Raw genomic sequence first — 25,715 nt, 5'->3', positions numbered from 1 at the left:
CCGGATCATGCCAGCAGCCTTGGATTCACGATCTTGCCGCCCTGCGTCAGGCGGATCGCGTCGCCGATCTCCGCGTCGAGCACGGGTCGCCCGGCATCCTTGTCCCAGAAGGCGTTGAGAAAATTGAACAGGTTGCGCGAGAACAGCGCGCTGGCGTCCGCCGCCAACCGCGACGGCACGTTGCGGTGGCCGACGATCTTCACGCCGTTCACCACGACCACTTCGCCCGCGACCGAACCCTCGACGTTGCCGCCCTGCTCGACCGCGAGATCGACGATCACCGACCCCGGCTTCATGCTCGCAACCTGCGCCGCCGAGATCAGCCGCGGTGCGGCACGCCCCGGGATCAGCGCCGTCGTGATGACGATATCCTGCTTGGCGATATGCCCCGAGACGAGCTCGGCCTGCGCCGCCTGGTATTCGGGCGACATCTCGCCAGCGTACCCGCCCGTCCCCTCGCCTTCGATTCCCGCGACGTTCTCAACAAAGATCGGCTTCGCGCCCAGAGACTGGATCTGCTCGCGAGTCGCGGCGCGCACGTCGGTCGCCGACACCTGCGCGCCAAGCCGCCGCGCGGTCGCGATCGCCTGGAGCCCCGCCACGCCGACGCCCATCATGAACGCCTTGGCCGCCGAGATCGTCCCCGCCGCGGTCATCATCATCGGAAACGCGCGGCCATATTCGGCCGCCGCGTCGAGCACCGCCTTGTACCCCGACAGGTTCGACTGCGACGACAGGATGTCCATCGACTGCGCGCGCGTGATGCGCGGCATGAACTCCATCGCGAGCGCTTCGTAGCCCGCCGCAGCATAAGCCTCGACTCGCGCACGCTCCGCAAAGGGATTGAGGCTGGCGACGATCCACGCCCCCGGCGTCACGCCTTCCAGCGAAGCAGGATCAGGCCCCTGCACGCCGAGCACGATATCTGCCCCCGCCAACGTCGCCGCGCGGTCGCCTACCGAAGCGCCCGCATCCGAATATGCGGCACTGGCGATCGAGGCGGTCTCACCCGCGCCCGCTTCCACGGCCAGCGTCGCCCCCAGCGCAATGAATTTCTTGACCGTTTCCGGCGTCGCGGAAACCCGCCGCTCGCCGTCCGCTTGCTCTTTCAGGACGGCGATCTTCATGGCGTTACGAGATCAGCCAGATGACGAGCGCGACGACCAGCGCACACCCGACCGCGCCCCATTTCATCATTCCCGTCACGCTCGAATAGGTCGCGACGTGCGCCTTCATGTCTCCGTTGCCGGCCATGGTTCGTGCCCCAATCCTGTCAGTGCCATCCTCTATGGCCGAGACCTTATCGCGCGTATCCAGGATCGCCAAGCAGGACATTTAAGTCGCTCTTTACTTGCGCTAGCTATTGCACGTGCCGGAACGGGACAGGATTCGCCATGACGCGCAATGGCCAGCGCCTATTATTGCTGATCGACGACGAGCCCACGCAGCGGCGGCTAGTGGCTGCCCTCGCGGCGCGCGGCGGCTGGCGCGCGGTCTTCGCGGCGGACGACGAGACCGCGATCGCCACGCTCGGTACGCAGGACGGCATGCAGCTCGATGCGATCGTGATCGATCACTGGGCGCCCGACGAGGATGCGACCACCCTGATCGCGACGCTGCGCGAGCGGCGTCCGGCGCTGCCGATCCTGGTCATCACGGCGAACGGTTCGGTCGCGCACGCGGTCAGCGCGATGCGCGCCGGCGCCACCGATTTCCTGGTCAAGCCGCTCGCACCCGATCGCCTGCTCGCCGCGCTGGACTCGGCGGTGGTCGGCAAATCGTCGGGCGAGCTCCGCCCGCTGACCGAGAAGATCCCCGCCCTGCTCGCCTTCGACGAGATCGTCGGCTCCTCCCCCGATTTCCGCGCCGCCCTCGCGATCGCCGCGAAGGCCGCCCGTGCCCGCGTCGCGATCCTGCTCGAAGGTGAGATCGGCGTCGGCAAGGACGTCATCGCCGAGGCGATCCATGCCGCCTCCCCGCGCGCGAAGAAGCCGATGATCAGCGTCAATTGCGGCGCGATCCCCGCGAACCTGATCGAATCGGAAGTGTTCGGGCACGAGAAGGGCGCGTTCACCGGCGCGTTCGAGCGCAAGATCGGCCGGTTCCACGATGCGGACGGCGGCACGCTGTTCCTCGACGAGGTCGGCGAGATGCCGCTCGAAGCGCAGGCGAAGCTCCTGCACGTCCTGCAAACCGGCGAGGTCCTCGCGATCGGTGCCCGCCATCCGCGCGAAGTCGACGTCCGCGTGATCGCCGCGACCAATACCAAACTGCTGGACGAGGTCGAAGCGGGGCGTTTCCGCGAAGACCTGTATTACCGCCTCAACGCCGTCCAGGTGACGATCCCCCCTTTACGCGAACGCACCGGCGACATTCCCGCGCTCGCCCGCCATCTGCTCGCGCGGATCGCCGAGCAGCCGGGATTGCGACCGCTCGGCATCACCGATTCCGCGCTCGCGCTGCTGGTCCAGTACGACTGGCCCGGCAACGTCCGCCAGTTGCAGAACGCGCTCTTCCGCGCCGCCGTGCTGTGCGAGGACACCGCGCTGACCGAAGAGGATTTTCCCGAGATCGCCGCGCTCGGCACGCGCGAGCGGCCAGCCGCGCCGGCAGCGGTCGGCGGCGGCGGCGTCACGCTGTTCCGCCCCGACGGCAACCTCCGCGCGCTCGAGGAGATCGAAGCCGACGTCATCCGCCTCGCGATCGGCCACTACCGCGGCCGCATGACCGAAGTCGCCCGCCGCCTCGGCATCGGCCGCTCGACCCTGTACCGCAAGCTTGGCGAACTCGGGATCGACAACGCGGCTTAACTCGAGCGTCGAACTCCCGAAAGTTAGCGGTCTGTCCGCGTCGATGCGAAGAGCCGGAAAAGCTGGCTTATGGCCGAACTTGTTGCCCGCTGCATAGCGACATAATTCGCTCCAGCCTGCTGCAGCGCCGACGTAATATCGACCATGTAAAAGCATCTATCTTGAAATTTGGTGGCCAGTGTGATTCGCTTCTCCAAGCACCGGCCGTTTTGGCCATGAGTTCGTCTGGCTACGTGCGTAGATTCGGTGAGTAGCTTCTCAACGTTTCAGTCAATGTCATCTGCCATTCGCTTTACTTGGCTTGGCTCTGCTCAACTGTCATGGCGAGAAGATGCTATTATTGATCGTTTACCGCAATCAGTAGCCGCTTCGACTAACCCGAACGGCTAAATTTTGGGCGGTTACGACAAGCGCCCAATCAAATTTCTGATGCATCGCAGGGATCATCACATCCTTTAGCGCCTCCTAACCGCAGCGCCACAACGGTTTAGCTCTTTCTATCTTTCGTCCGCCTTTGCAGACCTACCACAGCACACCATGCACCGGCTGCAGCGGCTCCGGCGCTTGGTCACCGATCGCCTGGAGCAGGTCGATCTCAATCGTCCGGCACATTGCGTTCAGCGGGACATCGTGAATCGTATCCGCGAACGGATCGACCAGATCGTCGCCGATCTGGAGCACGGCGAGAAACATCAACCCGGCAATCGTCGAGCCGATCGGCGTCGCGAACCCGAGCGTCTCGACCAGACCGATTGGCAGCAGGATGCAGAACAGCCGCGTGAAGATGCTGGGGAAGAACCGGTACTGGTTTGGCAGCGGCGTGTTCTTGATGCGCTCCATGCCACCCTGCGCATTGGCGATATCGACGAGGATCGCCTCGAACTGCGTCTGCTGGATGGTGTCGATCCAGCCGTTGCGCCGCGCGATGTCGATTCGGCGGCCGGTGCCGTCGAGCAGGCCGTTGGCGATATTGGTGCGATCGAGCGCGAACGACGCCTCTTCCTTCGACAGGAAGCGCAACACTTCGGGAGGCGCTGGCTGCTTGCGCAACTGGCAGCGCAATGCGTTCACATACGCGATCTGGCGGAGGACGATCGTCCGCTTCATATCGTGGCCCTCGGGCTCTGGCAGCATGTTGCGCGCCATTCGCGCCAAATTGCGCGAGGCGTTGATCATCAGGCCCCACAGCCCGCGGCTTTCCCACCAGCGCTGATACGCGGAGTTGTCGCGGAAGCCGAGGAACAGCGCCAGCGCGGTACCGAACAGCGTCAGGGGCAGGGCCGGCGCATGAAACGGCAGGACATAATAGGTGATCGTGACGACGACGTCCCAGACGAAAAGACCCAGCAGCGGGCGCCAGACCTCGCTCAAGATTTGACTGAGGCGTGGTGTTGCGGTGACGATCAAACGAAAGCTCCCTTGTTTACTGGGCGTTTAATGCGCGAAGAGACGTTTCGCTGCAATGCAGCGACGATCAGCCGCCCCGCTTAGCTGCCAACGAGCGACTGATCGCGCAGACCGCGCCAGATCTTTACCGCCTGCACCGTCTCTGCGACGTCGTGGACGCGCAAGATCTGGACGCCGGCCTCGGCGCCCTTGAGTGCGAGCGCGAGCGAACCGGCGAGGCGCTGGTCGACGGGTGCCTCGTTCGAGAGCGCGCCGATCAGACGCTTGCGGCTGGCGCCGAGCATGATCGGGCAGCCGAGACCGTGGAAGATCGCGAGGCCGTTGAGCAACGCGAGGTTCTCGGCGAGCGTCTTGCCGAAGCCGATCCCTGGATCGACCATGATCCGCGACCACTCGACGCCGCCGGCGACTACAGCGGCGATGCGGGTTTCGAGCCAGTCGAACACGTCGGTCAGGACGTTGGTGTAGCCACCGTTGCCGTGCCCGCCTTTCTTGGGGTCGGGCGAATGCATCAGGACGACCGGGCAGCCGCTTTTTGCGACGACGTCCAGCGCGCGGTCGTCCCAGAGGAGCGCGGCGACGTCGTTGACGATGTGCGCGCCAGCGGCGAGCGCGGCCTCCATGACGGCGGCCTTGCGGGTGTCGACCGAGACGATGGCACCGGCGCGCGCGAGGCGTTCGACGACGGGGACGAGCCGCGCGATCTCGTCGCCTTCCCAGACCGCGGGCGCGCCGGGGCGAGTCGATTCGCCGCCGACGTCGATCACCGTCGCGCCGGCTGCGGCCATGTCGATGCCGGCCGCGGCAGCGGCGGCGAGGTCGTCGACATGCTTGCCGCCGTCGGAGAAGCTGTCGGGGGTGACGTTGAGGATGCCGGCGACGATCGGCTGGTCGAAGCGGAGCGTGCGTTCGCCGAGCTGGAGGGGGGGGCGAACGGCGGTGATGGCGGCGTGGAGGTGCGCGGCGCGTTCGCCCAGCGTCGCGACATCGGCGACGGGGATGGTGCGGCGGGTGCGGCCTTCGATCACTTCGTAGGCGGCGAACCATTGCAGGCCGCCCGCCAGGCGTGCGACGCTGTTGTCTTCGTGGCCGATCGGGGTGTCTACGAATTGTACAGGGCGGAGATGGAGGCGGGTCATGATCCTCTTTTCCTCAAATCCACCGTACGTTCAAACCCACCCCGTTCGTCCCGAGTAGGCATCGAGCTTGTCGAGATGGCGTATCGAGGGACCTGTACCTCGATACGAGCCCTCGACTACGCTCGGTCTCTACTCGGCACGAACGGAACTTTGCTCAGACAGTCGTCGCCAGCAGATACGTCTGGCGGAGGTCGTCGATCGGTTTCAGGCCCTTGTCGCTTTCGTAGTGCCAGAAGCTCCAGCCGTTGCAGGCGGGGGCGTTCTGGAGGGTCGAGCCGAGTTTGTGGATCGAGCCGATCGTGCCGCAGTCGCTGAGCAGCGAGCCGTCGGCGCGGACCGTGGCGCGCCAGCGGCGTTTGGAATCCGTGAGCAGCGCGCCGGGAGCGAGGTACGCGTTCTCGACCAGCACGCCGAACGCGACCTTGGGCTGCGTGCGGGGGCTCATCATCGTGGCGAGCGCCGATTCGTCGAGCGGCAGTGCGGCCTCGATCCGCTCCTGCGCGGCTTCGATGTAGTCGCCTTCGCGGTCGATGCCGATCCAGCTGCGGCCGAGGCGCTTGGCCACTGCGCCGGTGGTGCCGGTGCCGAAGAACGGATCGAGCACCACGTCGCCGGGCTTCGTGCACGCCAGCAGGATGCGGTAGAGCAGCGCCTCGGGCTTCTGCGTCGGATGCACCTTGGTGCCGTTTTTCTTGAGCCGCTCGGCGCCTCCGCAGGTCGGGAATTCCCAGTCGCTGCGCATCTGGAGTTCGTCGTTGAGCGTCTTCATCGCGCGATAGTTGAAGTGGTATTTCGCCTTTTCGCCCTTCGACGCCCAGATCAGCGTTTCATGCGCGTTGGTGAAGCGGGTGCCGCGGAAGTTGGGCATCGGGTTGGTCTTGCGCCAGACGATGTCGTTGAGGATCCAGTAGCCGAGATCCTGGACGGCGGCACCGACGCGAAAAATGTTGTGGTAGCTGCCGATGACCCAGAGCGCGCCGTCGTCCTTGAGGATGCGGCGCGCTTCCTTGAGCCAGGCGCGGGTGAAGCGGTCGTACGCGGCGAAGGTGTCGAACTTGTCCCAGTCATCGGTGACCGCGTCGACATGGCTGCCGTCGGGGCGATAGAGTTCACCGCCGAGCTGGAGGTTGTAAGGCGGGTCGGCGAAGATCATGTCGATGGAATTCGACGGGAGCGCCTTCATGTGCTCGATGCAGTCGCCACGCAGGATCTGGTCGAGCGGAAGGACGGCTTGAACCGCCGGCTCCACTGCCTTTTTCGCACGCGGCCGTGCGATCGTATCGATCAAACCCATGTTTTCCGCCCCTTGTCGACGCCCATAGCGGCGGAATTGTCCGACTCCGTCAAGCAAACATTCGTTAACGGCGTTTCGGTGCGATTCCGTGGCTGCGACCAATCGAGTCGCCGTTGCCCAGATGTTGAGTCGTGGGAGACTCGCGGCTCAAGCCCTTGGGGTGTGGCGCGAAAGACTCAGCTCGTCGTTTCCTGTGCGAAAAGTCCCTCGCGCGCCAGATAGGCGGCGGCGACGGGGGCGAAACTGCGGCGGTGAATCGGCGTGGGGCCGTGATCGCGGAGCGCCTTCATGTGGTGGGCGCAGCCGTAACCCTTGTTCGAATGCCAGTTATATTCGGGATGCACGTCGGCGGCGGCGATCATGATGAGGTCGCGCGTGTGCTTGGCGACGATCGAAGCGGCGGCGATCGACAGCGATTTCGCGTCGCCGCCGACGAGCGGGGTTGCGGGGTAGGTCCAGCGGGGCAAGCGGTTGCCGTCGACCAGGACGTGGCCGGGGGCCTGGCCGAGCTCGACCGACAGCGCGTCCACTGCGAGCGTCATCGCCTTCATCGTCGCCCAGTAGATGTTGAGCGTGTCGATCTCGTCGGGCTGGACGATGCCGATGCCGACGATCGCGCAGCCTTTGAGGCGGGCGCAGAGCCGTTCTCGCTCGGACGCGGAGAGCTTCTTCGAATCATCAATGCCGCGAGGGACGCCTTTTGCGGGGAGGATCACGGCGGCGGCTACGACCGGTCCGGCGAGGGGGCCGCGACCGGCTTCGTCGACACCGGCGACGGGGCCGACGCAAAGCTTTTCGTGTTTCATGCCGGGCATCAGAGGTCTTCATCGTCTTGAGTTTGAAAATCGGTCACGAACTGCTGACCCATCGGACCGTGTCCTTGCCCGAGACCGGGCGCTTCGATCAAGGCGATGCGTACGAACGACGCGGCGTGTTCGAACGCCTTTTCGATCGGCAACCCTGCACCCAGTCCACAAGAGAGTGCGCTGGCAAGAGTACATCCCGTACCATGCGTGCTGGTCGTATCGATTCGTTTGCCGCTCAGTTCTCGGATCAGCCCCGTCGGCGAATACAGCCTGTCGGTAATATACGGACCGTCGCCGTGCCCTCCTTTTACGAGCAGATGGCAACCGAATTTGAGGATTGCGTCCGCGCCGCCCAATGCCGCTAGTTCCGGTAGGTTCGGCGTGACGACCGACGCTATGGCCATTAGCCGTTCGAACGCCTTGATCGTGTGCGCATCGGCAAGAACAGCACCGCTTGTCGCGATCATCACAGGATCGAAAACGATCGGCACGTCGAACGTCTCCAACCGGTCAGCGACCGCATTCGCGGTGTCAGCCGAGCCGATCATGCCGATCTTTACGGCGTCTATGCCGATGTCCGAGACGACGGAGTCTATCTGCGCGAGGACGATCTCGGTGGGGACCTGGTGGACCGCCTGCACGCCGAGCGTGTTCTGTGCGGTGATCGCGGTAACGGCCGTCATCGCGTGGCCGCCGAGCATGGTTACCGTCTTGATATCCGCCTGAATTCCTGCGCCGCCGCCCGAGTCGGAGCCGGCTATTATGAGAACCCGCGCTGTCATAAAGTGTCCCAAATCGGGGCGAAGTGCACGAAGTGCAGACGCTGGCGCGGGTCTGTACTTTGCCGGAGGTGGGGTTGGACTGGGGATGGCGGACTGGGTTTGGCGCGGTTGGCGGTCATGGGATCGGCTATGGCATGATCGGTCGGATGTAGGACAGGGGTGTGCCTCTCTTCACCACCCCGGCGGAGGCCGGGGCCCAATTGGGAGACGTCGCTGACTGATGTTTGCGTTCCGTTACTTCGGCCTTCCCAATTGGGCCCCGGCCTTCGCCGGGGTGGTAGAAGTGGATAGGTGGCGGGCTGAACGAAGCAGCCCCTAGTGCCGCCGCGCGTCGGCCGGCTTTTGTGGCGGCGCTTCACCTAGCCTCGTCGGGCGATCCAGCAATTCGCCGCCGCAGTTCGGGCAGCGCTCGTCGAGTGCGTCCGCGCATTCCGCGCAGAAGGTGCATTCGAACGAGCAGATGAATGCGCCCGGCGCGTCGGCGGGAAGGTCGGTGGTGCAGCGTTCGCAGGCGGGGCGCATCTCGAGCATCAGGCGGCGGCCTTCCGGACGGCGTCGCAGATGCGGTTGACGACGCGCTCGACCTGTGCCGGGTCGTCGCCTTCCGCCATCACACGGATGACCGGTTCGGTGCCCGATGGCCGAATGACCAGACGTCCGTTGCCGGCCAGTTCGGCCTCGGCCTGCGCGATCACCGCCTTTACGGCATCGTCATCGAGTGGCTTGCCGCCGGCGAAGCGGACGTTCTTAAGCAACTGCGGCAGCGGCTCGAACCGGTGCAGCACTTCGCTCGCCAATGCGCCCGAACGCTTGACCTCCGCCAGGATCTGCAGCGCCGCGACCAATCCGTCACCGGTCGTCGCATAGTCCGACAGGATGATGTGGCCCGACTGCTCGCCACCGACATTGTAGCCGCTCGAGCGCATCTTCTCGAGCACGTGGCGGTCGCCGACCTTGGTCCGGACGAGGCCGAGGCCCTGCGCCGCAAGGTGGCGCTCCAGGCCCAGGTTCGACATCACCGTCGCGACGAGGCCACCGCCCGCAAGCCGCCCCTGCCGCGCCCAGCTTGCCGCGATCGTCGCCATCAGCTGGTCGCCGTCGACGATGGTGCCGGTCTCATCGACGACGATCAGGCGATCCGCGTCGCCGTCGAGCGCGATGCCGATGTCCGCGCCGCTCGCGACCACCGTCTCGGCGAGCGTCTGCGGGGCGGTCGAGCCGACGCCGTCGTTGATGTTGGTACCGTTGGGGGTAACGCCGATCGCGACGACGTCCGCGCCGAGTTCCCAAAGCGCCGACGGTGCGACCTTGTAGGCGGCGCCGTTCGCGCAATCGATCACGACCCGCATGCCGTCGAGGCGAAGATTCTCGGGGAAGGTCGACTTGGCGAAGTGGATGTAGCGACCCTGCGCATCGTCGATACGGCGCGCGCGGCCGATCTGGCTGGACGGCACGAGCGGGATGTCGCCGTCGATCAGCGCCTCGATCGCTTCCTCCGCTTCGTCCGACAGCTTGTAGCCGTCTGGACCGAACAGCTTGATGCCGTTGTCCGCGTAGGCGTTATGACTAGCGGAGATCATGACACCGATATCGGCGCGCATCGAATGGGTGAGCATCGCCACCGCGGGCGTCGGCATCGGCCCGACCATGACGACGTCCATGCCGACGCTGGTGAAGCCCGCGACCAACGCCGATTCGAGCATATAGCCCGACAACCGCGTGTCCTTGCCGATCACGACGCGGTGGCGGTGATCGCCGCGCAGGAAGTATGCGCCGGCGGCCATGCCGACCTTCATCGCCATCTCTGCGGTCATCGGCGAGACGTTGGTGGCGCCACGAATGCCATCGGTGCCGAAATATTTCCTTGCCATCACACGTGCTTTCCGTCCGGTATCGGGGTTTGCACCGTTGATAGCGCGGTAAACCACGAAGGGCGAGCATGTCGCAGGCTACACGGATCCTGATCGCCCTCATCGGCGGCATCGCGATCGGCATCCTCGCCGCCGCACTCGCGCCGTCACAGGCGATCGCGGTCACCGCGGTGACGCAGCCGATCGGCTCGGCGTGGCTGCACGGACTGCAGATGGTGATCGTGCCGTTGATCGTCTCGCTGCTCGTCACGGGAATCGGCGCGACGGCCGAGGCAGCACGCGCGGGACGGATCACGATCCGCGCGCTGGTCATGATGGTCGCGATCCTGTGGGCGGTGACGATCATGTCCGCACTAGTGACGCCGTTGCTGCTCGAAGCGTGGCCGTTGCCCGCTGGACTCGCGACCGCACTGCGCACCGCGCTGACGACCACCGCTCCGGTCGGGTCGGTGCCGGGGATCGGTGCGTTCTTCGATACGATCGTGCCGACCAACGTCGTCGCGGCGGCGGCGGGGGACGCGTTCCTGCCTTTGACCGTGTTCGCGCTGGCGTTCGCGTTTGCGGTCACGCAATTGCCCGAAGCGCAGCGCAGCATCCTGACCGGGTTTTTCCAGGCGGTGGTCGACGCCTTGCTGATCGTGATCGGCTGGGTGTTGAAGCTCGCGCCGATCGGCATCTTCGCGCTCGCCTACGGGGTCGGCGCGCGGACCGGCACCGCGGCGTTCGGTGCACTGGTGCATTACATCGTCTGTGTCTCGGCGATCGGCGTCGTTGTGCTGATCGCGGCGTATCCGGTCGGGATGATCGGCGGACGCGTGCGGTTCGGGCGCTTTGCGCGCGCGGTCGCGCCCGCACAGGCGGTGGCGATCAGCACGCAGTCGTCACTCGCCTCGCTGCCGGCGATGTTGAAGGGATCGGTCGAGCTCGGCGCCTCTCCTGCCACCGCCGGGATCGTGCTGCCGCTGGCAGTCGCGGTATTCCGCGCGACCAGCCCGGCGATGAACCTCGCGGTCGCGCTGTACGTCGCCCATCTCGTCGGCGTGCCGATTGGGCCGGGGCAGTTGGCGGCAGGGATCGCGACCGCGGCGATCACGACGATGGGGTCGGTGTCGCTGCCGGGCACAATAAGCTTCATCGCCTCGGTCGCGCCGGTCGCGATCGCGATGGGGGTGCCGATCGAGGCTCTGGGGCTGTTCATCGCGGTAGAGACCGTGCCCGACCTGTTTCGTACCGTCGGGAACGTGACGATGGACACCGCCGTTACCATCTCCGTTTCAGCCCGCAGTGGCTCACAGGAGATTCCGCATGAAGTATCGCACGCTCGGCCCTGATTTCGAGGTTTCCGCGCTGGGTCTCGGCTGCATGCCGATGGCCGGCATCGGCAAGGGCATGTACGGCGAGGCGAACGCCGACGAGAGCATCGCGACGATCCACCGCGCGATCGAGCTGGGCGTGACGCTGTTAGATACCGCCGAGATTTATGGTCCGCTGGTCAACGAGGAGCTGATCGGCAAGGCGATCCGGGGCAAGCGCGATGGCGTCGTGATCGCGACCAAGTTCGGGTTTCGCTACGACGAGAACGGGATGACGGGGGTCGATTCCACGCCGGCCAATGTACGGCGGGCGTGCGAGGGATCGCTGAAGCGGCTCGGGGTCGAGACGATCGACCTGTTGTACCAGCACCGGGTCGATCCGGGCGTGCCTATCGAGGATACGGTCGGCGCGATGGGCGACCTCGTGCGCGAGGGCAAGGTGCGGCATCTCGGGCTGTCGGAGGCTGGGCTCGACACGATCCGGCGGGCTGCGGCGACGCATCCGATCGCGGCTTTGCAGAGTGAGTATTCGCTTTGGGAGCGCGACGTGGAGGATGAAATCCTGCCACTGTGTCGTGAACTCGGGATCGGGTTCGTGCCGTATTCGCCGCTGGGGCGCGGGTTTTTGACTGGACAGATTACCGCGCGGTCGGATCTGCCCGAGGGCGATTACCGGCGGAACGATCCGCGGTATTCGGAAGAGAACTTCGCCAAGAACATGGAGATGGTCGCGGTGGTGAAGACCATCGCCGATGCGCATGGCGCTTCACCGGCGCAGATCGCGCTGGCTTGGTTGCTGGCGCAGGGGGACGACATCGTGCCGATCCCGGGGTCGAAGCGTCGGGTTACGCTGGAAGACAGCATGAAGGCGGCGGATATTGCGCTGAGCGCGGACGATCTGGCGAAGCTGGATGCGGCGGCGCCGAGGGGTGGGACTGCTGGGCCGCGCTACGGCGAGAAAGCGATGTCGATGACGCGGATCTGACACCTAACTCCCCTCCCGCTTGCGGGAGGGGTCGACCGGTAAACCGGACGCCAGTACGTACGTCGCGCCCTCCCCTAGCCCCTCCCGCAACCGGGAGGGGAACTAGCCCGCTCACTGAACCCCGTGCATCCACTTCTTGATCAGCGGCGAGATCAGCAGCAGCACGACGCCGATGCCGGCGGACACGAGCCCGATGGTCCAGAACACGCCGGCATAGGTATCCAGACTCACCTTCAAATTGGTCACCTGGCCGCCGACTGTCTCGACGCTTGCCACCTGCGCGACGACGCCGGCGACATACTGCGCGACCGAGATCGACAGGAACCAGACGCCCATCATCAGCCCGACGACGCGCGCGATCGACAGCTTCGTGATCATGCTGAGGCCGACCGGCGAGATGCAGAGCTCGGCGAACGAGTGGATGAAGTACAGCCCGGCGAGCCACCAGATCGCGACCTTGAACGAAGGCCCGACCATGCTCGCGCCCCAGACGAGGAACAGGAAACCGACGCCGACGCCGATCAGCGCGATGCCGAACTTGACGGGGATCGACGGCTCCAGGCCCTTGGCGGCGAGCTTGGTCCACAGGATCGACATCACCGGCGCCAGCGCGACGATGAAGAACGCGTTGAAGAACTGGGTCTGGCCGGCCGAGATGCTGAACAGCCCGAACACGCTGAGATCGGTGTTGCGATCCGCGAACAGCGTCAGCGAGGAGCCGGCCTGCTCGAACAGCGTCCAGAACACGACGTTGAACACGATCAGCACCATGGCAGCGAGCATCATCTGGAACTCGCGACGTTCGCCGTTGACGAACGACCAGATCAGGATGCCGGGCACCGCGATCAGGAACGTGCCGAACAGCAATTTGCCCATCAGCGACAGCGAGGCGATGTAGCCGACGATCCCGGAGCCCGGCACCGGCGGCACGGCGTTCATGAGGTTGACGAACAGCAGGTAGAAGATCGGGATGCCGAGCAGGGCGAGCGCGTAGATGCCGAGCGCGCGGTCGGGACCGGAGCGGACCGGGGGCTCGCCGTAGCCGTTGAGCTTACCGCCATCGAACTGGATCAGCGTCCATGACGCGAGCATGCCGATCGCGGCGAGACCGAAGCCCGCCCACCAGCCGACTGCGACCGCGAGGAACGGACAGAGCAGCTGCGAGAACAGCGAGCCGAGATTGATCCCCATGTAGAAGATCGTGAACCCGGCATCGCGGCGCTTGTCGCCCTGCGCGTAGAGCTCCCCGACCATCGTCGAGATGTTGGGCTTGAAGAAGCCGTTGCCGACCGAGATCATGCAGAGCGCGAGCAGCATGATGGTGACGTAGAAGCTGCTGCGTTCCGCGCCCGATTCGAAGCCGCCCTTCTCGACCGCGCGTGCGGTCGAGCCGTCGGGGGCGAGCAGCGAGACGGTGCCGTCGTCGTTGCCCTTGATCTTCAGCTTGTTCGCGCCGTCGACGAGATAGCGGACTTCGCTGTCGGCCTGGTCGACGACTTCGATCGCGTAACGCTGGTTGGCGATCGTCGCGTAGGGCTTGGCGGTCTCGCCGCCGAAGCAGAGCAGCAGATAGCCGAGCGCCATGATGATCGCGCCGAACTTCACCGCGCGCTTGGAGCCGAGATATTGGTCCGCGAGATAGCCGCCGACGAGCGGGGTCAGATATACCAATGCGGTGTAGCCGCCGTACAGGCCGGTCGCCTCGCGATCGCCGAACACGAAATGCTTGGTGAGGTACAGCGTGAGCAGCGCGCGCATGCCGTAATAGCCGAACCGTTCCCACGCTTCGGTGGTGAACAGCCGCGCGAGCTGGCGGGGGTGCCCGAACCAGGTTTCGCCGGAGGCCGGGTTGATATGGGTGATATCCGGCTCTCGCGGGGTATCCGCGGTCGGGGTGTCCACCATTCTTACGCTCCCTGATACTCGTCTTGGCCGCCGTCGAACGCGGGGCCGTTATGGCGCGCAACCTAGCGGCAAAGCTCGGCCTGTAAATATCGCACATCAGGGCTTATCTTCCGGGACATGCTCAACGACCGCTCCACGCCGCTCTCGCTGCTCGCCACCCGCCGCTCGGGAAAGCCGCGCGACCTGATCGCGCCCGGCCCCGATTCCTACCAGCTGGCGACGATCCTCGAGATCGCGGCACGGACGCCCGACCACGGCAAGCTGGCGCCGTGGCGGTTCGTCGTCGTGGGTGACGACCACCGCGCGGCGCTGTCGTCGCTGATTACGGATGCGTACCTCGCGGAACGGCCTTCGGCGTCGCGGACGGAACTCGAATCGCTTGACCAGTTCGCGCACCAGGCGCCGACGCTGGTGGTCGTGCTGTCGTCGCCTAAGGAGAGCAAGATCCCGCTTTGGGAACAGGAGCTTTCGGCGGGGGCGGCGTGCATGAACCTGCTTCACGCAGTGCATGCGGAGGGGTTTGCGGGCGGCTGGCTGACGGGATGGCCGGCCTATTCGGACTTGGTGCGCGATGCGTTCGGGACGGCGGCGGAGCGGATCGCAGGGTTCATGTTCATCGGCACGCCGTCGCGCGCGCTCGACGAACGGCCTCGCTCGGATATGGCACGGCTCGTAAGCCATTGGGAATCCTGAGCCTCGACTTTCCGCCAGATTGCTGTATTAGAACAGCATGACAGCGCTCAGCAGCGACGACAGCCCGGTATATATCCGCCTTCGCAGCACGATCGCCGCGGGGATCTTGCGAGGCGACTATCGTGCGGGGGACCAATTGCCGTCGGTGCGCGCGTTTGCCGCCGAGCAGGGTGCGAACCCGCTGACGGTCGCCAAGGCGTATCAGAGCTTCCAGGACGACGGGTATGTCGAGGTGCGGCGCGGGGTCGGGATGTTCGTGATGCCGGGTGCGGCGGAGGCTTTGCGGGTGGCGGAGCGCGAGAACTTCGTGACGACGCAGTGGCCGCGGATTCTGGGGCATATCGACCTGCTGGGGTTGGATGCGCATGATCTTTTGGAGCGCGAGCGGGCCTGAGCCGCTGCGAGCGATTTCCTTCGCCTCCCCTGCCCCCTTGCGTTTGTCTGCACCCTGTCCCGTTCGTGCTCCCCCTCCCCCGTTCGTCCTGAGTAGTCATCGAGTAGGCGCGAAGCGGCGTATCGAGAGGACGTATCGAAGGACAGGTTGGCGCGGGGAACCAATGCTTCGATACGCGCCCTCGATACGCTGCTGACGCAGCTACTCGGTCGCTACTCAGCACGAACGGAAGCGGGGTGCTGCTTCAGAACAATCCCAGCGCCGCGACGTCCTCGACGCTCAGGTCGATCCCGAACAACAGGCTCATGCGGATACGGTACACGCGCGGATCGGTGATCTCGCCGACCGTGGTGTCGGTGCCCGAACGCCGGCGGTAGTTGCGGCCGATCAGCGACGCGAAGCCGTTCGGGAGGACGATGCTGGCGATCGGGGTCTGTGTGAAGCGACTGGACGGCGCGGTCGAGGTCCAGTGGTTCGACAGTGCGAGATCCGCATCGAACACTTGCGCGAGCGTGAAGCTGTATTGCGGCTGGAATCCTCCCGTATCGCCACGTCCGTCGGTGGTCATCGGATCGCCGTCGCGGAGCAGCATCCAGCCTTGTTCGGTCGCTTCGAGGCGGAAGCGGGCGCCGTCGGGAGCGGTTGCCTGGGCGCCGTCGGCCAGCGGGAGGACCGGCGTGTAGCTGCCGCCGAAGCCGGTGTCGGCGATCCAGTCCTGGCCGTCGATCGTCACCAGCGCGAAGGTGTGGGTGAGCGGCGGTACGTCGGTCGCGGCGATCCACACGCGGGCCAGCAACGAGCGGACGGTGAAGCCGAGTTCCGCGAGGGCGTCGAGAAACAGCTGGTTATGCTCGAAGCAATAGCCGCCGCGGCGGGCGGTCACGAGCTTGGCGAAGACTGAATCGGTGTCGATTGCGATGCCGCGGCCGAGGACAACGTCGAGGTCTTCGAACGGGATCGAGAGACGGTGCGCGTGCTGCAGGCGGCCGAGGCCGATCGAGTCGAGCGTGGGCCGCGCGGGCATCGCGACACGGAGGAGATAGGCTTCGAGGTCGAACATCGGTCGGGCTTTCAGAGATTTTCTGTTTCCCCATACCGTCCGTTGGGCGGGGGCGTCGAGTAGTGGGCACCGGATGCTGTACGTGACGCAGTGCTCCCTCCCCCGTTCGTGCTGTGCGAAGTCGAAGCACCTGCGCGTTGGGCATGCCCTTCTGCTGCGCTCAGGGCGGACGGGATATGGGGTGCCACCCCTGCTCGCTTCGTCACCCCGGGCTTGTTCCGGGGGCCACCGTTCCGCATTCTCCTTTCTCTCGGATCTGCGGAACGGTGGATGCCGGAACGAGCCCGGCGTGACGATGTGGTTTGGGACTGTCGCGACCGGGGGAGCCCCTCGCGATCCTCCCCCGCAAGGGGGAGGTGGCTGGCGCTTGCCAGACGGAGGGGGCGGAAGGGCCACTTTCGTTGCGTGTTCCTCCCCCTCCGTCACCTTCGGTGCCACCTCCCCCTTGCGGGGGAGGATTGCGAAGGTCGTCCTGTCGACACGGACGGGAGGGAGAACGTCGCCATTGTCATCCCGTCATCCTGGGCTCGACCCAGGATCCAGAGCCAAAGGGGCTAACGTGCTTGGCTCTGGATCCTGACTTTCGTCAGGATGACGGGGGGCTCAGGCCGCGAACAGGTCCGCTTCGATCGAGTAGAGCACCGCCGCGCTCGCATTCGCCGCCGCGTTCAGGCCCATCGCCTCGGGGACGATCTGGTCGAGGTAGAAACGCACTGCCGCCGCCTTCATCCGGCCGAAATCATCGCTGCCGGCCACCCCGCCCTGCCGCTCCATCAGCCAGCCGCAGGTGGCGACCGATAGCATGGTGAGGAAGGGGTAGCTCGCCGCCAGCTTGTCGTCGGCGTCCGCGGTGGCGAGCTTACGGCCGACCGCTTCGCAGGCGTCGACCAGGGCTAGCAGGCGCTCGTCCTTCGCCTCCGCGCGGATGTCGGCGATTAGCGTCGCGAACGCGCCACCATTGTCGAGACCGAGTTTCCGCCCGACCAGATCCGCCGCCTGGATGCCGTTGGTGCCCTCGTAGATCGGCGTGATGCGGGCATCGCGGAAATACTGTGCGGCGCCGGTTTCCTCGACGTAACCCATGCCGCCGTGGACCTGGATGCCGAGCGATGCGACTTCGTTGCCGAGATCGGTGCCGTGCGCCTTGGCAAGCGGCGTGACGAGTTCGAGGCGGTTGCGCGCGGCGCGGTCGCCGAGGTTGGCGCGATCGACCTGCCCCGCTGCGTAATAGACCAGCGCGCGTGCCGCCTGCGTCTGTGCCTTCATCCGCATCAGCATGCGGCGGACGTCGGGATGCTCGACGATCTTGACAGAGTCCTTGTTAGGCGAGCCTGCGCGGGCCGACTGAACGCGGTCGAGTGCATAGGCGACGGCGCCTTGGGTGGCGCCTTCGGCGACCTGGACGCCCTGGAGGCCGACGTTGAGACGGGCGTTGTTCATCATCGTGAACATCGCGCGAATGCCGCCCAACTCCGCGCCGATCAGCTCGCCGATGCAGTCGTCATTGTCGCCGAAGCTCAGCACGCACGTCGGCGAGGCGTGGAGGCCCATCTTGTGCTCGATCGAGACGACGCGGACGTCGTTGAACTCGCCCGGCGTGCCGTCTTCCTGGAGGCGGAACTTGGGGACGAGGAACAGCGAGATGCCCTTCGTGCCCGCCGGTGCGCCGGGGGTCCGCGCGAGGACGAGGTGGACGATGTTCGGCGCCATGTCGTGATCGCCGAACGAGATGTAGATCTTGGTGCCCTTGATCGACCATTTGCCGTCGCCGAGCGGGGTAGCCGTCGCGCGCAATGCGCCGACGTCGGAGCCGGCCTGCGGCTCGGTGAGGTTCATCGTCCCGGTCCATTCGCCGGTCGCGAGATGGGGGAGATACAGCGCCTGCTGCTCGGGGGAGCCGTGATGCTGGAGCGCCTCGATCGCGCCGACGGTCAGCGTGGGACAGAGCGCGAAGCCCATGTTGGCCGAGCCGAGCGTGTCGAGCACCGCGGTCTGGATCGCGAACGGCAGGCCCTGCCCGCCCCATTCCTCCTCGACGCCGATTCCGCCCCAGCCGCCCTCGACATAATCCTTGTACGCCTGCGCGAAGCCGTCGGGCATGACGACGCCGTCGGGGGTCCATTTCGCGCCGACGGTGTCGCCGGTGCGATTGAGCGGGGCCCATTCGCCGGCCGCGAGTTGCCCGACGCCTTCGAGCACTGCGTCGACGACGTCGTCGCTGGCGGCGGCATAGCGTTCGGTCGCGGCGATCTCGCCGATCCGCACGACATGGTCGAGCACGAAACGCTGTTCGGTGGTTGCTGGAGTGAAGGCCATCGCATCCTCTTATCGCTACGGTTTGGACCCGCTATACGCCTGTGGAATGACCCGTCCACACCCTCGGATTTTACCCTACGGCACAGCCGCGATCGCCGAAGCCGCCGCGCTGATTCGCGATGGCGGGATCGTCGCGGTGCCGACCGAGACGGTGTATGGGCTGGCGGCGGACGCGACGAATGCGGAGGCGGTGGCGCGGATTTACGCTGCGAAGGGCCGCCCGAGTTTCAATCCGCTGATCGTGCATGTGGCGGATCTGGCGGCGGCGGAGCGGATTGCGGTGTTCGATGCGGATGCTCGTGCGTTGGCGGCGGCGTTCTGGCCGGGGCCTTTGACGCTCGTGCTGCCGGTAAGGGGGGATTCGGGGATCGCTGCGCTGGTGACGGCGGGGTTGGATACGATCGCGATCCGGGTGCCGCGGCATCGAGCTATGCAGGGGTTGATCGCGGCGTCGGGGCGGCCGTTGGCGGCGCCTTCGGCCAATGCGAGCGGGGGGATCAGTCCGACTACCGCTTCGCATGTTGCAGGGAGCTTGGGGGGGAACGTGCCGCTGATCCTCGACGATGGGGCTACCGAGGCGGGATTGGAGTCGACGATCGTGGCCGGGCGGACGGTGTTGCGGCCGGGGCCGATTACCGTAGAAGCGCTGCTAACCCACCTCCAACACCCCCCCGGCGAAGGCCGGGGCCCAATTGGAACGTCGGATGTAGCCGGGCACGACGTGCGTCATGACCGTCCCCCAATTGGACCCCGGCCTTCGCCGGGGGGGATTGGAAGTGGGGTGACGGCACCGGGGCAGCTTGAGAGCCATTATGCGCCAAGCAAACCACTTCGGTTGAATGCGACCGAGGCTGCTGCGGGTGAGTGGCTGATCGGGTTTGACGAAGTGACGGGCAACGTGACGCTCTCTGCATCTGGCGATCCTATAGAGGCCGCCGCCAAGCTGTTCGATCTGCTTCACGCAGCAGACGCGAACGACCGTCCCAAGATCGCCATCGCGCCGATCCCGCTCGACGGCATCGGCGAAGCGATCAACGACCGCCTCCGCCGCGCTGCACATCGTTGAAAGAAGAGTGGTTCACGCGAAGGCGCAAAGGCGCGAAGAGGTTCAAGCATTTCGATAAGCCAAGACCGGCATACCTAAGCTCATCATCTTTGCGCCTTCGCGCCTTCGCGTGAACCCATTCTGTCTTACGCGCTCACCGCCGCCTTCGACCGCGCCGCAAAGCTCTTGCGCAGCTTCTGCAGCTTCGGCGGGATCACCGCCATGCAATACGGGTTCGAACGGCCCGACGTTTCCCAGTAATCCTGGTGATAGCCCTCGGCCTCGTACCAAGTATCCATCGGCTCGATGGTGGTGACGATCGGCTTGGGCGAGTCGGCCTGCGCGCGCTGCAACGCCGCTTCCATCTCAGCCTTCTGTGCATCGTCCGCGGGGAACATCGCCGAGCGGTATTGCGTGCCGACGTCGTTGCCCTGCCGGTTCAGCGTCGTCGCGTCATGCGTCGCGAAGAAGATGTCGAGCAGGTCGCCGAGCTTCAGTTGCTCCGGATCGAAGCCGATGCGGATCGCCTCGGCATGGCCGGTGTCGCCGCCGCACACCTGTTTGTACGTCGGATCAGGGACATGCCCGCCGATATACCCGCTCTCGGCCGACTCGACGCCGATCACGTCCTTGAACACAGCCTCGGTGCACCAGAAGCAGCCGCCGGCCAGCGTTACATAATCTGTCATAACGATCTCCTTTCCGCCAATGTAGGAAGTCGCTACCCCGCAACAAAGAGGAGACGCCCGTGATTGACGGTAAGGTTATGGTGACTGGCGGGGCCGGCTATATCGGCAGCCACGCGGTGCTGGCGTTGCTCGATGCGGGGTATGACGTCGTCGTGCTCGACAATCTGGTCACCGGGTTCGACTGGGCGGTCGATCCTCGCGCCGCACTCGTCGAGGCGAACGTCGCCGACGACGCGAAGGTCCGCGCGGCGATACGCGAGCACAACGTCAAGGCTATCATGCATTTCGCGGGCTCGGTGGTGGTCCCCGAATCGGTTAGCGACCCGCTCAAATATTACCGCAACAACACCGCCGCCAGCCGTGCGCTGATCGAGAGCGCGGTCGTCGAGGGCGTGGCCCACTTCATCTTCTCGTCGACCGCCGCGACCTATGGCACGCCCGAGAAGGTGCCCGTCGCGGAGGGCGATCCGACCGTGCCGATCAACCCGTACGGCATGTCGAAGCTGATGACCGAGGCGATGCTGCGCGACGTCGCCGCGGCGCACCCGATGAACTATGCGGCGCTGCGCTACTTCAACGTCGCCGGCGCCGATCCGCAGGGACGCAGCGGCCAATCGACGGTCGGCGCCACGCACCTGATCAAGATCGCGGTCGAGGCCGCGACCGGCAAGCGCGACGCGGTAGGCGTCTACGGCACCGATTTCGACACCCCCGACGGCACCGGCGTGCGCGACTACATCCACGTCACCGACCTCGCCGCCGCGCATGTCGCCGCGCTGGAAGTCCTGGTCGCGGACCCTGCCAAAAGCCACACGCTCAACGCGGGCTATGGCAAGGGCTTCTCGGTGCTCGAGGTGCTCGATGCGGTCGACAAGGTTACCAACCGGACAATCGAGCGTCGCTTGGAAGGGCGGCGCGCAGGCGATCCGGCGATGCTGATCTCGGACAATCGCGCAATCCTCGAGACGCTCGACTGGACCCCGCGCCACGCCGATCTCGACGGCATCGTCCGCGATGCGCTGGCGTGGGAGCGCGCGCTGGCCGAGAAGGGCCGATGAGACTCCGCTCGCTGCTGTTCGTGCCGGGCGACCGGCCCGAGCGAATGGTCAAGGCGCTCGGGCTCGGGGCGGACGCGCTGATCCTCGACCTTGAGGACTCGGTGGCGCCTGCCGGCAAGGTGGCGGCACGCGGACATGTGGCGACGTTCCTCGCCGAGCCTCGGACGGTGCCGCTGTTCGTGCGGATCAATCCGCTCGACTCCGGGCTCGCAGACGATGATCTCGCGGCGATCCTCCCCGGCAAGCCCGACGGTATCATGCTGCCAAAGGCAGAGGGCGGCGCATCGCTAGCCTCGCTCGATGCTCGGCTGAGCGGCGACATCGCGATCCTGCCGATCGCGACCGAGACGCCGGCGGCGATCTTCTCGCTCGGCAGCTATGGCAGCGTGACGGACCGGCTGGTCGGGCTGACCTGGGGTGCGGAGGACCTGCCTGCGGCGATCGGCGCGGCGACCTCGCGCGAGGCTGACGGATCGTACACCGCGCCGTATCAGCTCGCCCGGTCGCTGACCTTGTTCGGCGCGCATGCGGCGGGGGTGGCGGCGATCGAGACGGTCTATCCCGACTTTCGCGATCTGGACGGGCTGACCGCCTATGCCGCGCGCGGGCGGCGTGACGGGTTTACGGGGATGATGGCGATCCATCCGAGCCAGGTCGCGGTGATCAACGCCGCCTTCACGCTGTCGGCTGAAGAGCGTGGCAAGGCACAAGCGATCGTCGACCTGTTCGCCGCCAATCCGGGTGCGGGTGCGCTCCAGTTGGAGGGCAGGATGGTCGACGCGCCGCATTTGAAGGCGGCGAAGGCCCTGCTAGCGCTCGCCGCCGATTGATTCGCGCACGCGGGCGGTAGCGAGCCACCAGGCGAGCGCCCAGAGCGTGCCGAAGCTCCACCCGGCCAGCACGTCGCTCGGCCAGTGGACGCCCAGATACACGCGGCTGCAGCCGATCGCGCCGACCAGCAGGATCGCGACGACCAGCAGATACGCTCGGGTCGCACGATCTCGAGTCACCTGCGAGGCGAGGCCGGCGAGCGTGAGATAGACGATCGCGCTGTTCGCGGAATGCCCACTCGGGAAGCTCATATGCGTAACCGTGACGAGGTGCGCGACGATGTCGGGGCGCGGGCGGGCGACCTGCAGCTTGACGAGTTCGACCACGATATTGCCGGTGACGCTGGCCGCGACCATGGCGGCGGCGGTCAGCCAGAGGCGCTGGACGATCAGCAGGCCAGCGGCGACCACCACGACGATCGTCAGGACGATGCCGCCGCCAAGTGCGGTGACGTCGGCCGCGACCTTGGGCAGCCATGACGGCCCGCCCCACGCGCGCAGACCGAGGATGATCGACCGGTCGAACGCGAACGGCCAGTGATCGACCGCGAGACCGACGAGGAGGATGAGGGCAAGCCCGATAGCTGCGACCGATGCGCCCGTGAGAATCGCCGGGACATGCCTCCGCCTGCTCGGCGCATCGCCCGAGGCATCGATGGTGGGTCCGCCGGGGCTCGAACCCGGGACCTCTCGATTAAAAGTCGCTTGCTCTACCAACTGAGCTACGGACCCCCGCCATCGTGGACCGCGCACCTAATCGCGTGGCCGCTTTCGGTCAACCGATTGCGCCAATTGCCGGATCGTTCGCCCGGTCAGCGGATCGCGCCAGTTCGGGATCAACCCTGCGAGGGGGCCGAGGACGAAGCTGCGGGTGCGGAACGCGGCGTGCGGAACGGTGAGCCCGCGTGACCACCATGCGCCGCCCGACCAAAGTACGATGTCGAGGTCGAGCACGCGGCTTCCCCAGCGGCGGCCGGGGCGACGGCCGAACGTGCGCTCGATTCGTTTGAGGCGGACGAGCAGCGCGGCGGGATCCTCCTGCGTTTCGATCAGCGCGACGGCGTTGGCGTAGCGGCGGTTCGAGGGGCCTAATGGTGCGCTGGCGACGGTCGACGATCGTGCGACGACAGTGCCGAGGGTTTTCAAAGCGGCGGCGATCTCGCGTTCTGGGGCGCCGTGGCGGCCGCGCCGGTTGGAGCCGAGCGCGATCGCGTAGGTGGTCGCGGCCTGCGCGATCGGCGGGAGCGGGGTTGCAGGCGACATTTGGTCCGCCTAGCGCAATCCCATGGATTCCACACCTTACACCTCCGAGCTTCCCGAAACCGTCGACGAGACCGGCGAAGTCGACGTCACGACGGTCTTTGCGCCTGTCTCCGCGCTGCCCGAGACCGAGCCGCCGCATGACTGCCCGCTCTGCCCTCGCCTCGTCGCCGTGCGCGAGCAGTTGCGGACCGAGTTCCCGACCTGGTGGAACGCGCCGGTGCCCGCGTTCGGCGATCCGGCGGCGTGGCTCGGCATCATCGGCCTCGCGCCGGGGAAGCATGGCGCGAACCGCACGGGCCGCGCGTTCACCGGCGATTATTCGGGGCAGTTCCTGTACGAGACGCTCGGGCGGTTCGGGCTTGCGACGGGGACGTATGGCGCCAAAGCCGAGGACGGGCTGGCGCTGGACGGCGCGATCATGCTCAACGCGGTGAAGTGCCTGCCGCCCGAGAACAAGCCGACGCCGGAAGAAATCCGCACCTGCCGGCCGTTCCTTGAGACGCAGGCGGATGCGGTGCCGACCGCGCGGGTGTTCGTGGCACTGGGGCATATCGCGCATCAGTCGGCGGTGAAGATGCTCGGCGGTCGGTTGCCCAAGGCGCGGTTCGCACATGGCGCGGAGCATGTGATGCCCGATGGCCGCATCCTGATCGATAGCTTCCATTGCTCGCGGTACAACGTGAATACGGGCGTACTGACGGCGGAGATGTTCGACGCGGTGTTCAAGCGGGCGCTGGAATTGCGCGGGGCGGTTTGAAACGCCTCCCCCGCCATCCTGACGAAAGTCAGGACCCAGGGTAACGAGACGCGGTCCTGTTTGGCTCTGGGTCCTGACTTTCGTCAGGATGACGGGAGGGCGGTATTCGACCGCTCGATCCTCCCCCGCAAGGGGGAGGTGGCTGGCCCTTGCCAGACGGAGGGGGCGGTAGGCGATCACGTTTGCTCCGTGTCCGCCCCCTCCGTCACCTTCGGCGACACCTCCCCCTGGCGGGGGAGGATTGCCCCGCTACTACTCGATCACCCAGGGCTCGCCGGCCTCTGGTGTACGGAAGCGGTTGATCGGGATGTGTTCGCGGATCAGTGCGGCGCGGAGGTGCTCGGGCGGTTCGTTGATACCCTCTGACGTCAGCTCGAACGTGCCCCAGTGGACGCCGATCGCATAGGCCGCGCCGAGCTGTTCGAACGCGGTCACCGCCTGGTCCGGGCCGATGTGGTTGTCGGTCTCGTGCCCCGCGAAATGATAGGCGCCGATCGGCAGGATCGCGAGGCGGACCGGGCCGGCTGCGCGCGCTTCGGTTGCCCAGCGCATGTCGCCGGGGCCGGTGTCGCCCGCGAAATAGAGGTTCCCACCGGGCAGCGTCACGGTGAAGCCAGCCCAGAGCGTCTTGTCGCGGTCGCCGGGGTCATATTCGCTCCAATGGTGCGCGCGGTTGACGATCACCTCGATGCCGGGACGCAACGCCACTCGCCCGCCCCAGTCGCGCGCAACCGCATGAATGCCGCTGCGCGCTAGGATCTGGTCGTTGCCGAGGCCGGTCACGATCAGTGGCTTGTCGCGGCGCCAGAGCCGTCTCATCGCGGTCATGTCGAGGTGGTCGCGGTGGTCGTGGCTGAGCAGGATCAGGTCGATCTTCGGCAGGTCGGCGAGACGCACGCCGGGTTCGCGGACTCGCTTCACGCCGACGAACTGGACCGGGGACGAGCGTTCGAGCCACATCGGATCGGTCAGGATGTTGAGCCCCTGGGTCTGCACCAGCACGGTCGAATGGCCGATCCAGGTGACGCGCATCGTCTGGCCCTCGACACGCGCCGGGGGCCGCGTCGGGGTGACGGGGACTTCGGGCCAGCTGCGGTAGGGTGGCTTCACGAGGTTGCGAAGCAGCGCGACCGGGCCCTGCTTTTGCTCGCCGGTGCTGCCCTGCACGCCGTCGGGGTTGAAGAAGCGTTCGCCGTTGAAGTGATCACTAAGGGGAAATGTCCTCACGGACGGCGTTGCGCAGCCGGCGAGGAGCGCGAAAGCGAGCAGTATCAAACGAGTATGGATCATGGCGCGCT

The 25,715-nt window shown here is 66.1% G+C and carries 25 protein-coding genes and 1 tRNA gene; 9 read left to right on the top strand and 17 right to left on the bottom strand.

The features are described from left to right. Positions 1 to 5: 5 nt before the first annotated feature. Complete coding sequence (locus tag O6X71_RS17410; RefSeq protein WP_353467000.1) at positions 6 to 1,127, bottom strand: NAD(P) transhydrogenase subunit alpha; 1,122 nt, start codon at positions 1,125 to 1,127, stop codon at positions 6 to 8. A 4-nt stretch (positions 1,128 to 1,131) separates the two neighbouring features. After that, entirely contained in the window at positions 1,132 to 1,254 is a 123-nt protein-coding gene (locus O6X71_RS17405) for an aa3-type cytochrome c oxidase subunit IV (protein WP_082441508.1), read from the bottom strand. A 140-nt stretch (positions 1,255 to 1,394) separates the two neighbouring features. Here O6X71_RS17405 and O6X71_RS17400 point away from each other — a divergent pair, with 140 nt between their 5' ends. Further along, a complete protein-coding gene (locus O6X71_RS17400; protein WP_353466999.1) occupies positions 1,395 to 2,810 on the top strand; it encodes a sigma-54-dependent transcriptional regulator in 1,416 nt (471 codons plus the stop codon). A 522-nt stretch (positions 2,811 to 3,332) separates the two neighbouring features. Here O6X71_RS17400 and O6X71_RS17395 read toward each other — a convergent pair. From O6X71_RS17395 to glmM, 7 genes are all read right to left on the bottom strand, one after another. Beyond that, positions 3,333 to 4,217 (bottom strand): bestrophin family protein, encoded by an 885-nt coding sequence (locus O6X71_RS17395; protein WP_353466998.1) that lies wholly within the window; start codon positions 4,215 to 4,217, stop codon positions 3,333 to 3,335. Positions 4,218 to 4,297: 80 nt separating this feature from the next. Further along, positions 4,298 to 5,356: a dihydropteroate synthase gene (gene folP, locus O6X71_RS17390; protein WP_353466997.1), complete on the bottom strand. Its 1,059-nt coding sequence runs from the start codon at positions 5,354 to 5,356 to the stop codon at positions 4,298 to 4,300. Between the two features lie 154 nt (positions 5,357 to 5,510). Next, positions 5,511 to 6,650, bottom strand: a complete 1,140-nt coding sequence (locus O6X71_RS17385) for a site-specific DNA-methyltransferase (RefSeq protein WP_353466996.1) — start codon at positions 6,648 to 6,650, stop codon at positions 5,511 to 5,513. Between the two features lie 176 nt (positions 6,651 to 6,826). After that, complete coding sequence (locus O6X71_RS17380) at positions 6,827 to 7,465, bottom strand: ribonuclease HII (protein ID WP_353466995.1); 639 nt, start codon at positions 7,463 to 7,465, stop codon at positions 6,827 to 6,829. Then, positions 7,465 to 8,238 (bottom strand): bifunctional hydroxymethylpyrimidine kinase/phosphomethylpyrimidine kinase, encoded by a 774-nt coding sequence (gene thiD, locus O6X71_RS17375; RefSeq protein ID WP_353466993.1) that lies wholly within the window; start codon positions 8,236 to 8,238, stop codon positions 7,465 to 7,467. Before thiD ends, O6X71_RS17380 begins: the two co-directional genes overlap by 1 nt. 315 nt (positions 8,239 to 8,553) lie before the next feature. Beyond that, positions 8,554 to 8,769 (bottom strand): DUF1272 domain-containing protein, encoded by a 216-nt coding sequence (locus tag O6X71_RS17370; protein ID WP_136188828.1) that lies wholly within the window; start codon positions 8,767 to 8,769, stop codon positions 8,554 to 8,556. Further along, on the bottom strand, positions 8,769 to 10,109 hold the full coding sequence (glmM, locus tag O6X71_RS17365) for a phosphoglucosamine mutase (protein ID WP_353466992.1): 1,341 nt from the start codon (positions 10,107 to 10,109) through the stop codon (positions 8,769 to 8,771). Before glmM ends, O6X71_RS17370 begins: the two co-directional genes overlap by 1 nt. A gap of 68 nt (positions 10,110 to 10,177) precedes the next feature. Between glmM and O6X71_RS17360 the strand changes: the two genes are divergently transcribed. Together O6X71_RS17360 and O6X71_RS17355 are read left to right on the top strand one after the other, a co-directional pair. Then, positions 10,178 to 11,440 carry a dicarboxylate/amino acid:cation symporter gene (locus O6X71_RS17360; RefSeq protein WP_353466991.1) on the top strand — a complete coding sequence of 421 codons (1,263 nt, stop codon included), beginning with the start codon at positions 10,178 to 10,180 and terminating at the stop codon, positions 11,438 to 11,440. Next, a complete protein-coding gene (locus O6X71_RS17355) occupies positions 11,415 to 12,407 on the top strand; it encodes an aldo/keto reductase (protein ID WP_353466990.1) in 993 nt (330 codons plus the stop codon). The genes O6X71_RS17360 and O6X71_RS17355 overlap by 26 nt, the downstream gene beginning before the upstream one ends. A 111-nt stretch (positions 12,408 to 12,518) precedes the next feature. Here the strand turns inward: O6X71_RS17355 and O6X71_RS17350 are convergent, their stop codons facing one another. After that, complete coding sequence (locus O6X71_RS17350) at positions 12,519 to 14,312, bottom strand: peptide MFS transporter (protein WP_353466989.1); 1,794 nt, start codon at positions 14,310 to 14,312, stop codon at positions 12,519 to 12,521. Between the two features lie 117 nt (positions 14,313 to 14,429). Here O6X71_RS17350 and O6X71_RS17345 point away from each other — a divergent pair, with 117 nt between their 5' ends. After that, positions 14,430 to 15,005, top strand: a complete 576-nt coding sequence (locus tag O6X71_RS17345; protein WP_353466988.1) for a nitroreductase family protein — start codon at positions 14,430 to 14,432, stop codon at positions 15,003 to 15,005. A 37-nt stretch (positions 15,006 to 15,042) separates the two neighbouring features. Further along, positions 15,043 to 15,399: a GntR family transcriptional regulator gene (locus O6X71_RS17340; protein WP_056053547.1), complete on the top strand. Its 357-nt coding sequence runs from the start codon at positions 15,043 to 15,045 to the stop codon at positions 15,397 to 15,399. Positions 15,400 to 15,643: 244 nt separating this feature from the next. On the opposite strand, the gene O6X71_RS17335 is transcribed toward O6X71_RS17340, so the two are convergent. Beyond that, positions 15,644 to 16,459, bottom strand: a complete 816-nt coding sequence (locus O6X71_RS17335; protein ID WP_353466987.1) for an arylamine N-acetyltransferase family protein — start codon at positions 16,457 to 16,459, stop codon at positions 15,644 to 15,646. A 603-nt stretch (positions 16,460 to 17,062) separates the two neighbouring features. Next, the gene (locus tag O6X71_RS17330; protein WP_353466986.1) at positions 17,063 to 18,775 is read right to left on the bottom strand and encodes an acyl-CoA dehydrogenase; all 1,713 of its coding nucleotides are present in this window, start codon (positions 18,773 to 18,775) and stop codon (positions 17,063 to 17,065) included. Between the two features lie 46 nt (positions 18,776 to 18,821). Here O6X71_RS17330 and O6X71_RS17325 point away from each other — a divergent pair, with 46 nt between their 5' ends. Continuing rightward, positions 18,822 to 19,841 (top strand): L-threonylcarbamoyladenylate synthase, encoded by a 1,020-nt coding sequence (locus tag O6X71_RS17325; RefSeq protein ID WP_353466985.1) that lies wholly within the window; start codon positions 18,822 to 18,824, stop codon positions 19,839 to 19,841. A 125-nt stretch (positions 19,842 to 19,966) separates the two neighbouring features. Here the strand turns inward: O6X71_RS17325 and msrA are convergent, their stop codons facing one another. Next, entirely contained in the window at positions 19,967 to 20,509 is a 543-nt protein-coding gene (msrA, locus tag O6X71_RS17320) for a peptide-methionine (S)-S-oxide reductase MsrA (RefSeq protein WP_353466984.1), read from the bottom strand. A 59-nt stretch (positions 20,510 to 20,568) separates the two neighbouring features. Here msrA and galE point away from each other — a divergent pair, with 59 nt between their 5' ends. Further along, entirely contained in the window at positions 20,569 to 21,567 is a 999-nt protein-coding gene (galE, locus tag O6X71_RS17315; RefSeq protein WP_353466983.1) for a UDP-glucose 4-epimerase GalE, read from the top strand. Beyond that, positions 21,564 to 22,397: an HpcH/HpaI aldolase/citrate lyase family protein gene (locus tag O6X71_RS17310; protein WP_353466982.1), complete on the top strand. Its 834-nt coding sequence runs from the start codon at positions 21,564 to 21,566 to the stop codon at positions 22,395 to 22,397. The genes galE and O6X71_RS17310 overlap by 4 nt, the downstream gene beginning before the upstream one ends. On the opposite strand, the gene O6X71_RS17305 is transcribed toward O6X71_RS17310, so the two are convergent. From O6X71_RS17305 to folK, 3 genes are all read right to left on the bottom strand, one after another. Next, positions 22,377 to 22,811, bottom strand: a complete 435-nt coding sequence (locus O6X71_RS17305) for a phosphatase PAP2 family protein (RefSeq protein WP_353466981.1) — start codon at positions 22,809 to 22,811, stop codon at positions 22,377 to 22,379. The genes O6X71_RS17310 and O6X71_RS17305 overlap by 21 nt on opposite strands. A 242-nt stretch (positions 22,812 to 23,053) precedes the next feature. Further along, a tRNA-Lys gene (locus O6X71_RS17300) sits at positions 23,054 to 23,129 on the bottom strand. A gap of 21 nt (positions 23,130 to 23,150) precedes the next feature. Further along, positions 23,151 to 23,660: a 2-amino-4-hydroxy-6-hydroxymethyldihydropteridine diphosphokinase gene (gene folK, locus O6X71_RS17295; protein ID WP_353466980.1), complete on the bottom strand. Its 510-nt coding sequence runs from the start codon at positions 23,658 to 23,660 to the stop codon at positions 23,151 to 23,153. A gap of 22 nt (positions 23,661 to 23,682) precedes the next feature. Between folK and O6X71_RS17290 the strand changes: the two genes are divergently transcribed. Then, on the top strand, positions 23,683 to 24,417 hold the full coding sequence (locus O6X71_RS17290) for a uracil-DNA glycosylase (RefSeq protein WP_353466979.1): 735 nt from the start codon (positions 23,683 to 23,685) through the stop codon (positions 24,415 to 24,417). A 252-nt stretch (positions 24,418 to 24,669) separates the two neighbouring features. Here O6X71_RS17290 and O6X71_RS17285 read toward each other — a convergent pair whose 3' ends face one another. Continuing rightward, positions 24,670 to 25,707, bottom strand: coding sequence for an MBL fold metallo-hydrolase (locus O6X71_RS17285; RefSeq protein WP_353466978.1), 1,038 nt, complete (start codon positions 25,705 to 25,707; stop codon positions 24,670 to 24,672). Positions 25,708 to 25,715 lie beyond the last annotated feature (8 nt).

This window comes from Sphingomonas faeni (genome assembly GCF_040407505.1).
Lineage (GTDB): Bacteria > Pseudomonadota > Alphaproteobacteria > Sphingomonadales > Sphingomonadaceae > Sphingomonas > Sphingomonas faeni_E.
This window is presented reverse-complemented; position numbering and strand designations above follow the sequence as displayed.

Bases quoted from the DNA above. Each gene is read 5' to 3' on its own strand.
- O6X71_RS17410 (WP_353467000.1), bottom strand. From the start codon at position 1,127: ATGAAGATCGCCGTCCTGAAAGAGCAAGCGGACGGCGAGCGGCGGGTT.
- O6X71_RS17405 (WP_082441508.1), bottom strand. From the start codon at position 1,254: ATGGCCGGCAACGGAGACATGAAGGCGCACGTCGCGACCTATTCGAGC.
- O6X71_RS17400 (WP_353466999.1), top strand. From the start codon at position 1,395: ATGACGCGCAATGGCCAGCGCCTATTATTGCTGATCGACGACGAGCCC.
- folP (WP_353466997.1), bottom strand. From the start codon at position 5,356: ATGACCCGCCTCCATCTCCGCCCTGTACAATTCGTAGACACCCCGATC.
- O6X71_RS17385 (WP_353466996.1), bottom strand. From the start codon at position 6,650: ATGGGTTTGATCGATACGATCGCACGGCCGCGTGCGAAAAAGGCAGTG.
- O6X71_RS17380 (WP_353466995.1), bottom strand. From the start codon at position 7,465: ATGCCCGGCATGAAACACGAAAAGCTTTGCGTCGGCCCCGTCGCCGGT.
- thiD (WP_353466993.1), bottom strand. From the start codon at position 8,238: ATGACAGCGCGGGTTCTCATAATAGCCGGCTCCGACTCGGGCGGCGGC.
- O6X71_RS17370 (WP_136188828.1), bottom strand. From the start codon at position 8,769: ATGCTCGAGATGCGCCCCGCCTGCGAACGCTGCACCACCGACCTTCCC.
- glmM (WP_353466992.1), bottom strand. From the start codon at position 10,109: ATGGCAAGGAAATATTTCGGCACCGATGGCATTCGTGGCGCCACCAAC.
- O6X71_RS17360 (WP_353466991.1), top strand. From the start codon at position 10,178: ATGTCGCAGGCTACACGGATCCTGATCGCCCTCATCGGCGGCATCGCG.
- O6X71_RS17355 (WP_353466990.1), top strand. From the start codon at position 11,415: ATGAAGTATCGCACGCTCGGCCCTGATTTCGAGGTTTCCGCGCTGGGT.
- O6X71_RS17350 (WP_353466989.1), bottom strand. From the start codon at position 14,312: ATGGTGGACACCCCGACCGCGGATACCCCGCGAGAGCCGGATATCACC.
- O6X71_RS17345 (WP_353466988.1), top strand. From the start codon at position 14,430: ATGCTCAACGACCGCTCCACGCCGCTCTCGCTGCTCGCCACCCGCCGC.
- O6X71_RS17340 (WP_056053547.1), top strand. From the start codon at position 15,043: ATGACAGCGCTCAGCAGCGACGACAGCCCGGTATATATCCGCCTTCGC.
- O6X71_RS17335 (WP_353466987.1), bottom strand. From the start codon at position 16,459: ATGTTCGACCTCGAAGCCTATCTCCTCCGTGTCGCGATGCCCGCGCGG.
- O6X71_RS17330 (WP_353466986.1), bottom strand. From the start codon at position 18,775: ATGGCCTTCACTCCAGCAACCACCGAACAGCGTTTCGTGCTCGACCAT.
- O6X71_RS17325 (WP_353466985.1), top strand. From the start codon at position 18,822: ATGACCCGTCCACACCCTCGGATTTTACCCTACGGCACAGCCGCGATC.
- msrA (WP_353466984.1), bottom strand. From the start codon at position 20,509: ATGACAGATTATGTAACGCTGGCCGGCGGCTGCTTCTGGTGCACCGAG.
- O6X71_RS17310 (WP_353466982.1), top strand. From the start codon at position 21,564: ATGAGACTCCGCTCGCTGCTGTTCGTGCCGGGCGACCGGCCCGAGCGA.
- folK (WP_353466980.1), bottom strand. From the start codon at position 23,660: ATGTCGCCTGCAACCCCGCTCCCGCCGATCGCGCAGGCCGCGACCACC.
- O6X71_RS17290 (WP_353466979.1), top strand. From the start codon at position 23,683: ATGGATTCCACACCTTACACCTCCGAGCTTCCCGAAACCGTCGACGAG.
- O6X71_RS17285 (WP_353466978.1), bottom strand. From the start codon at position 25,707: ATGATCCATACTCGTTTGATACTGCTCGCTTTCGCGCTCCTCGCCGGC.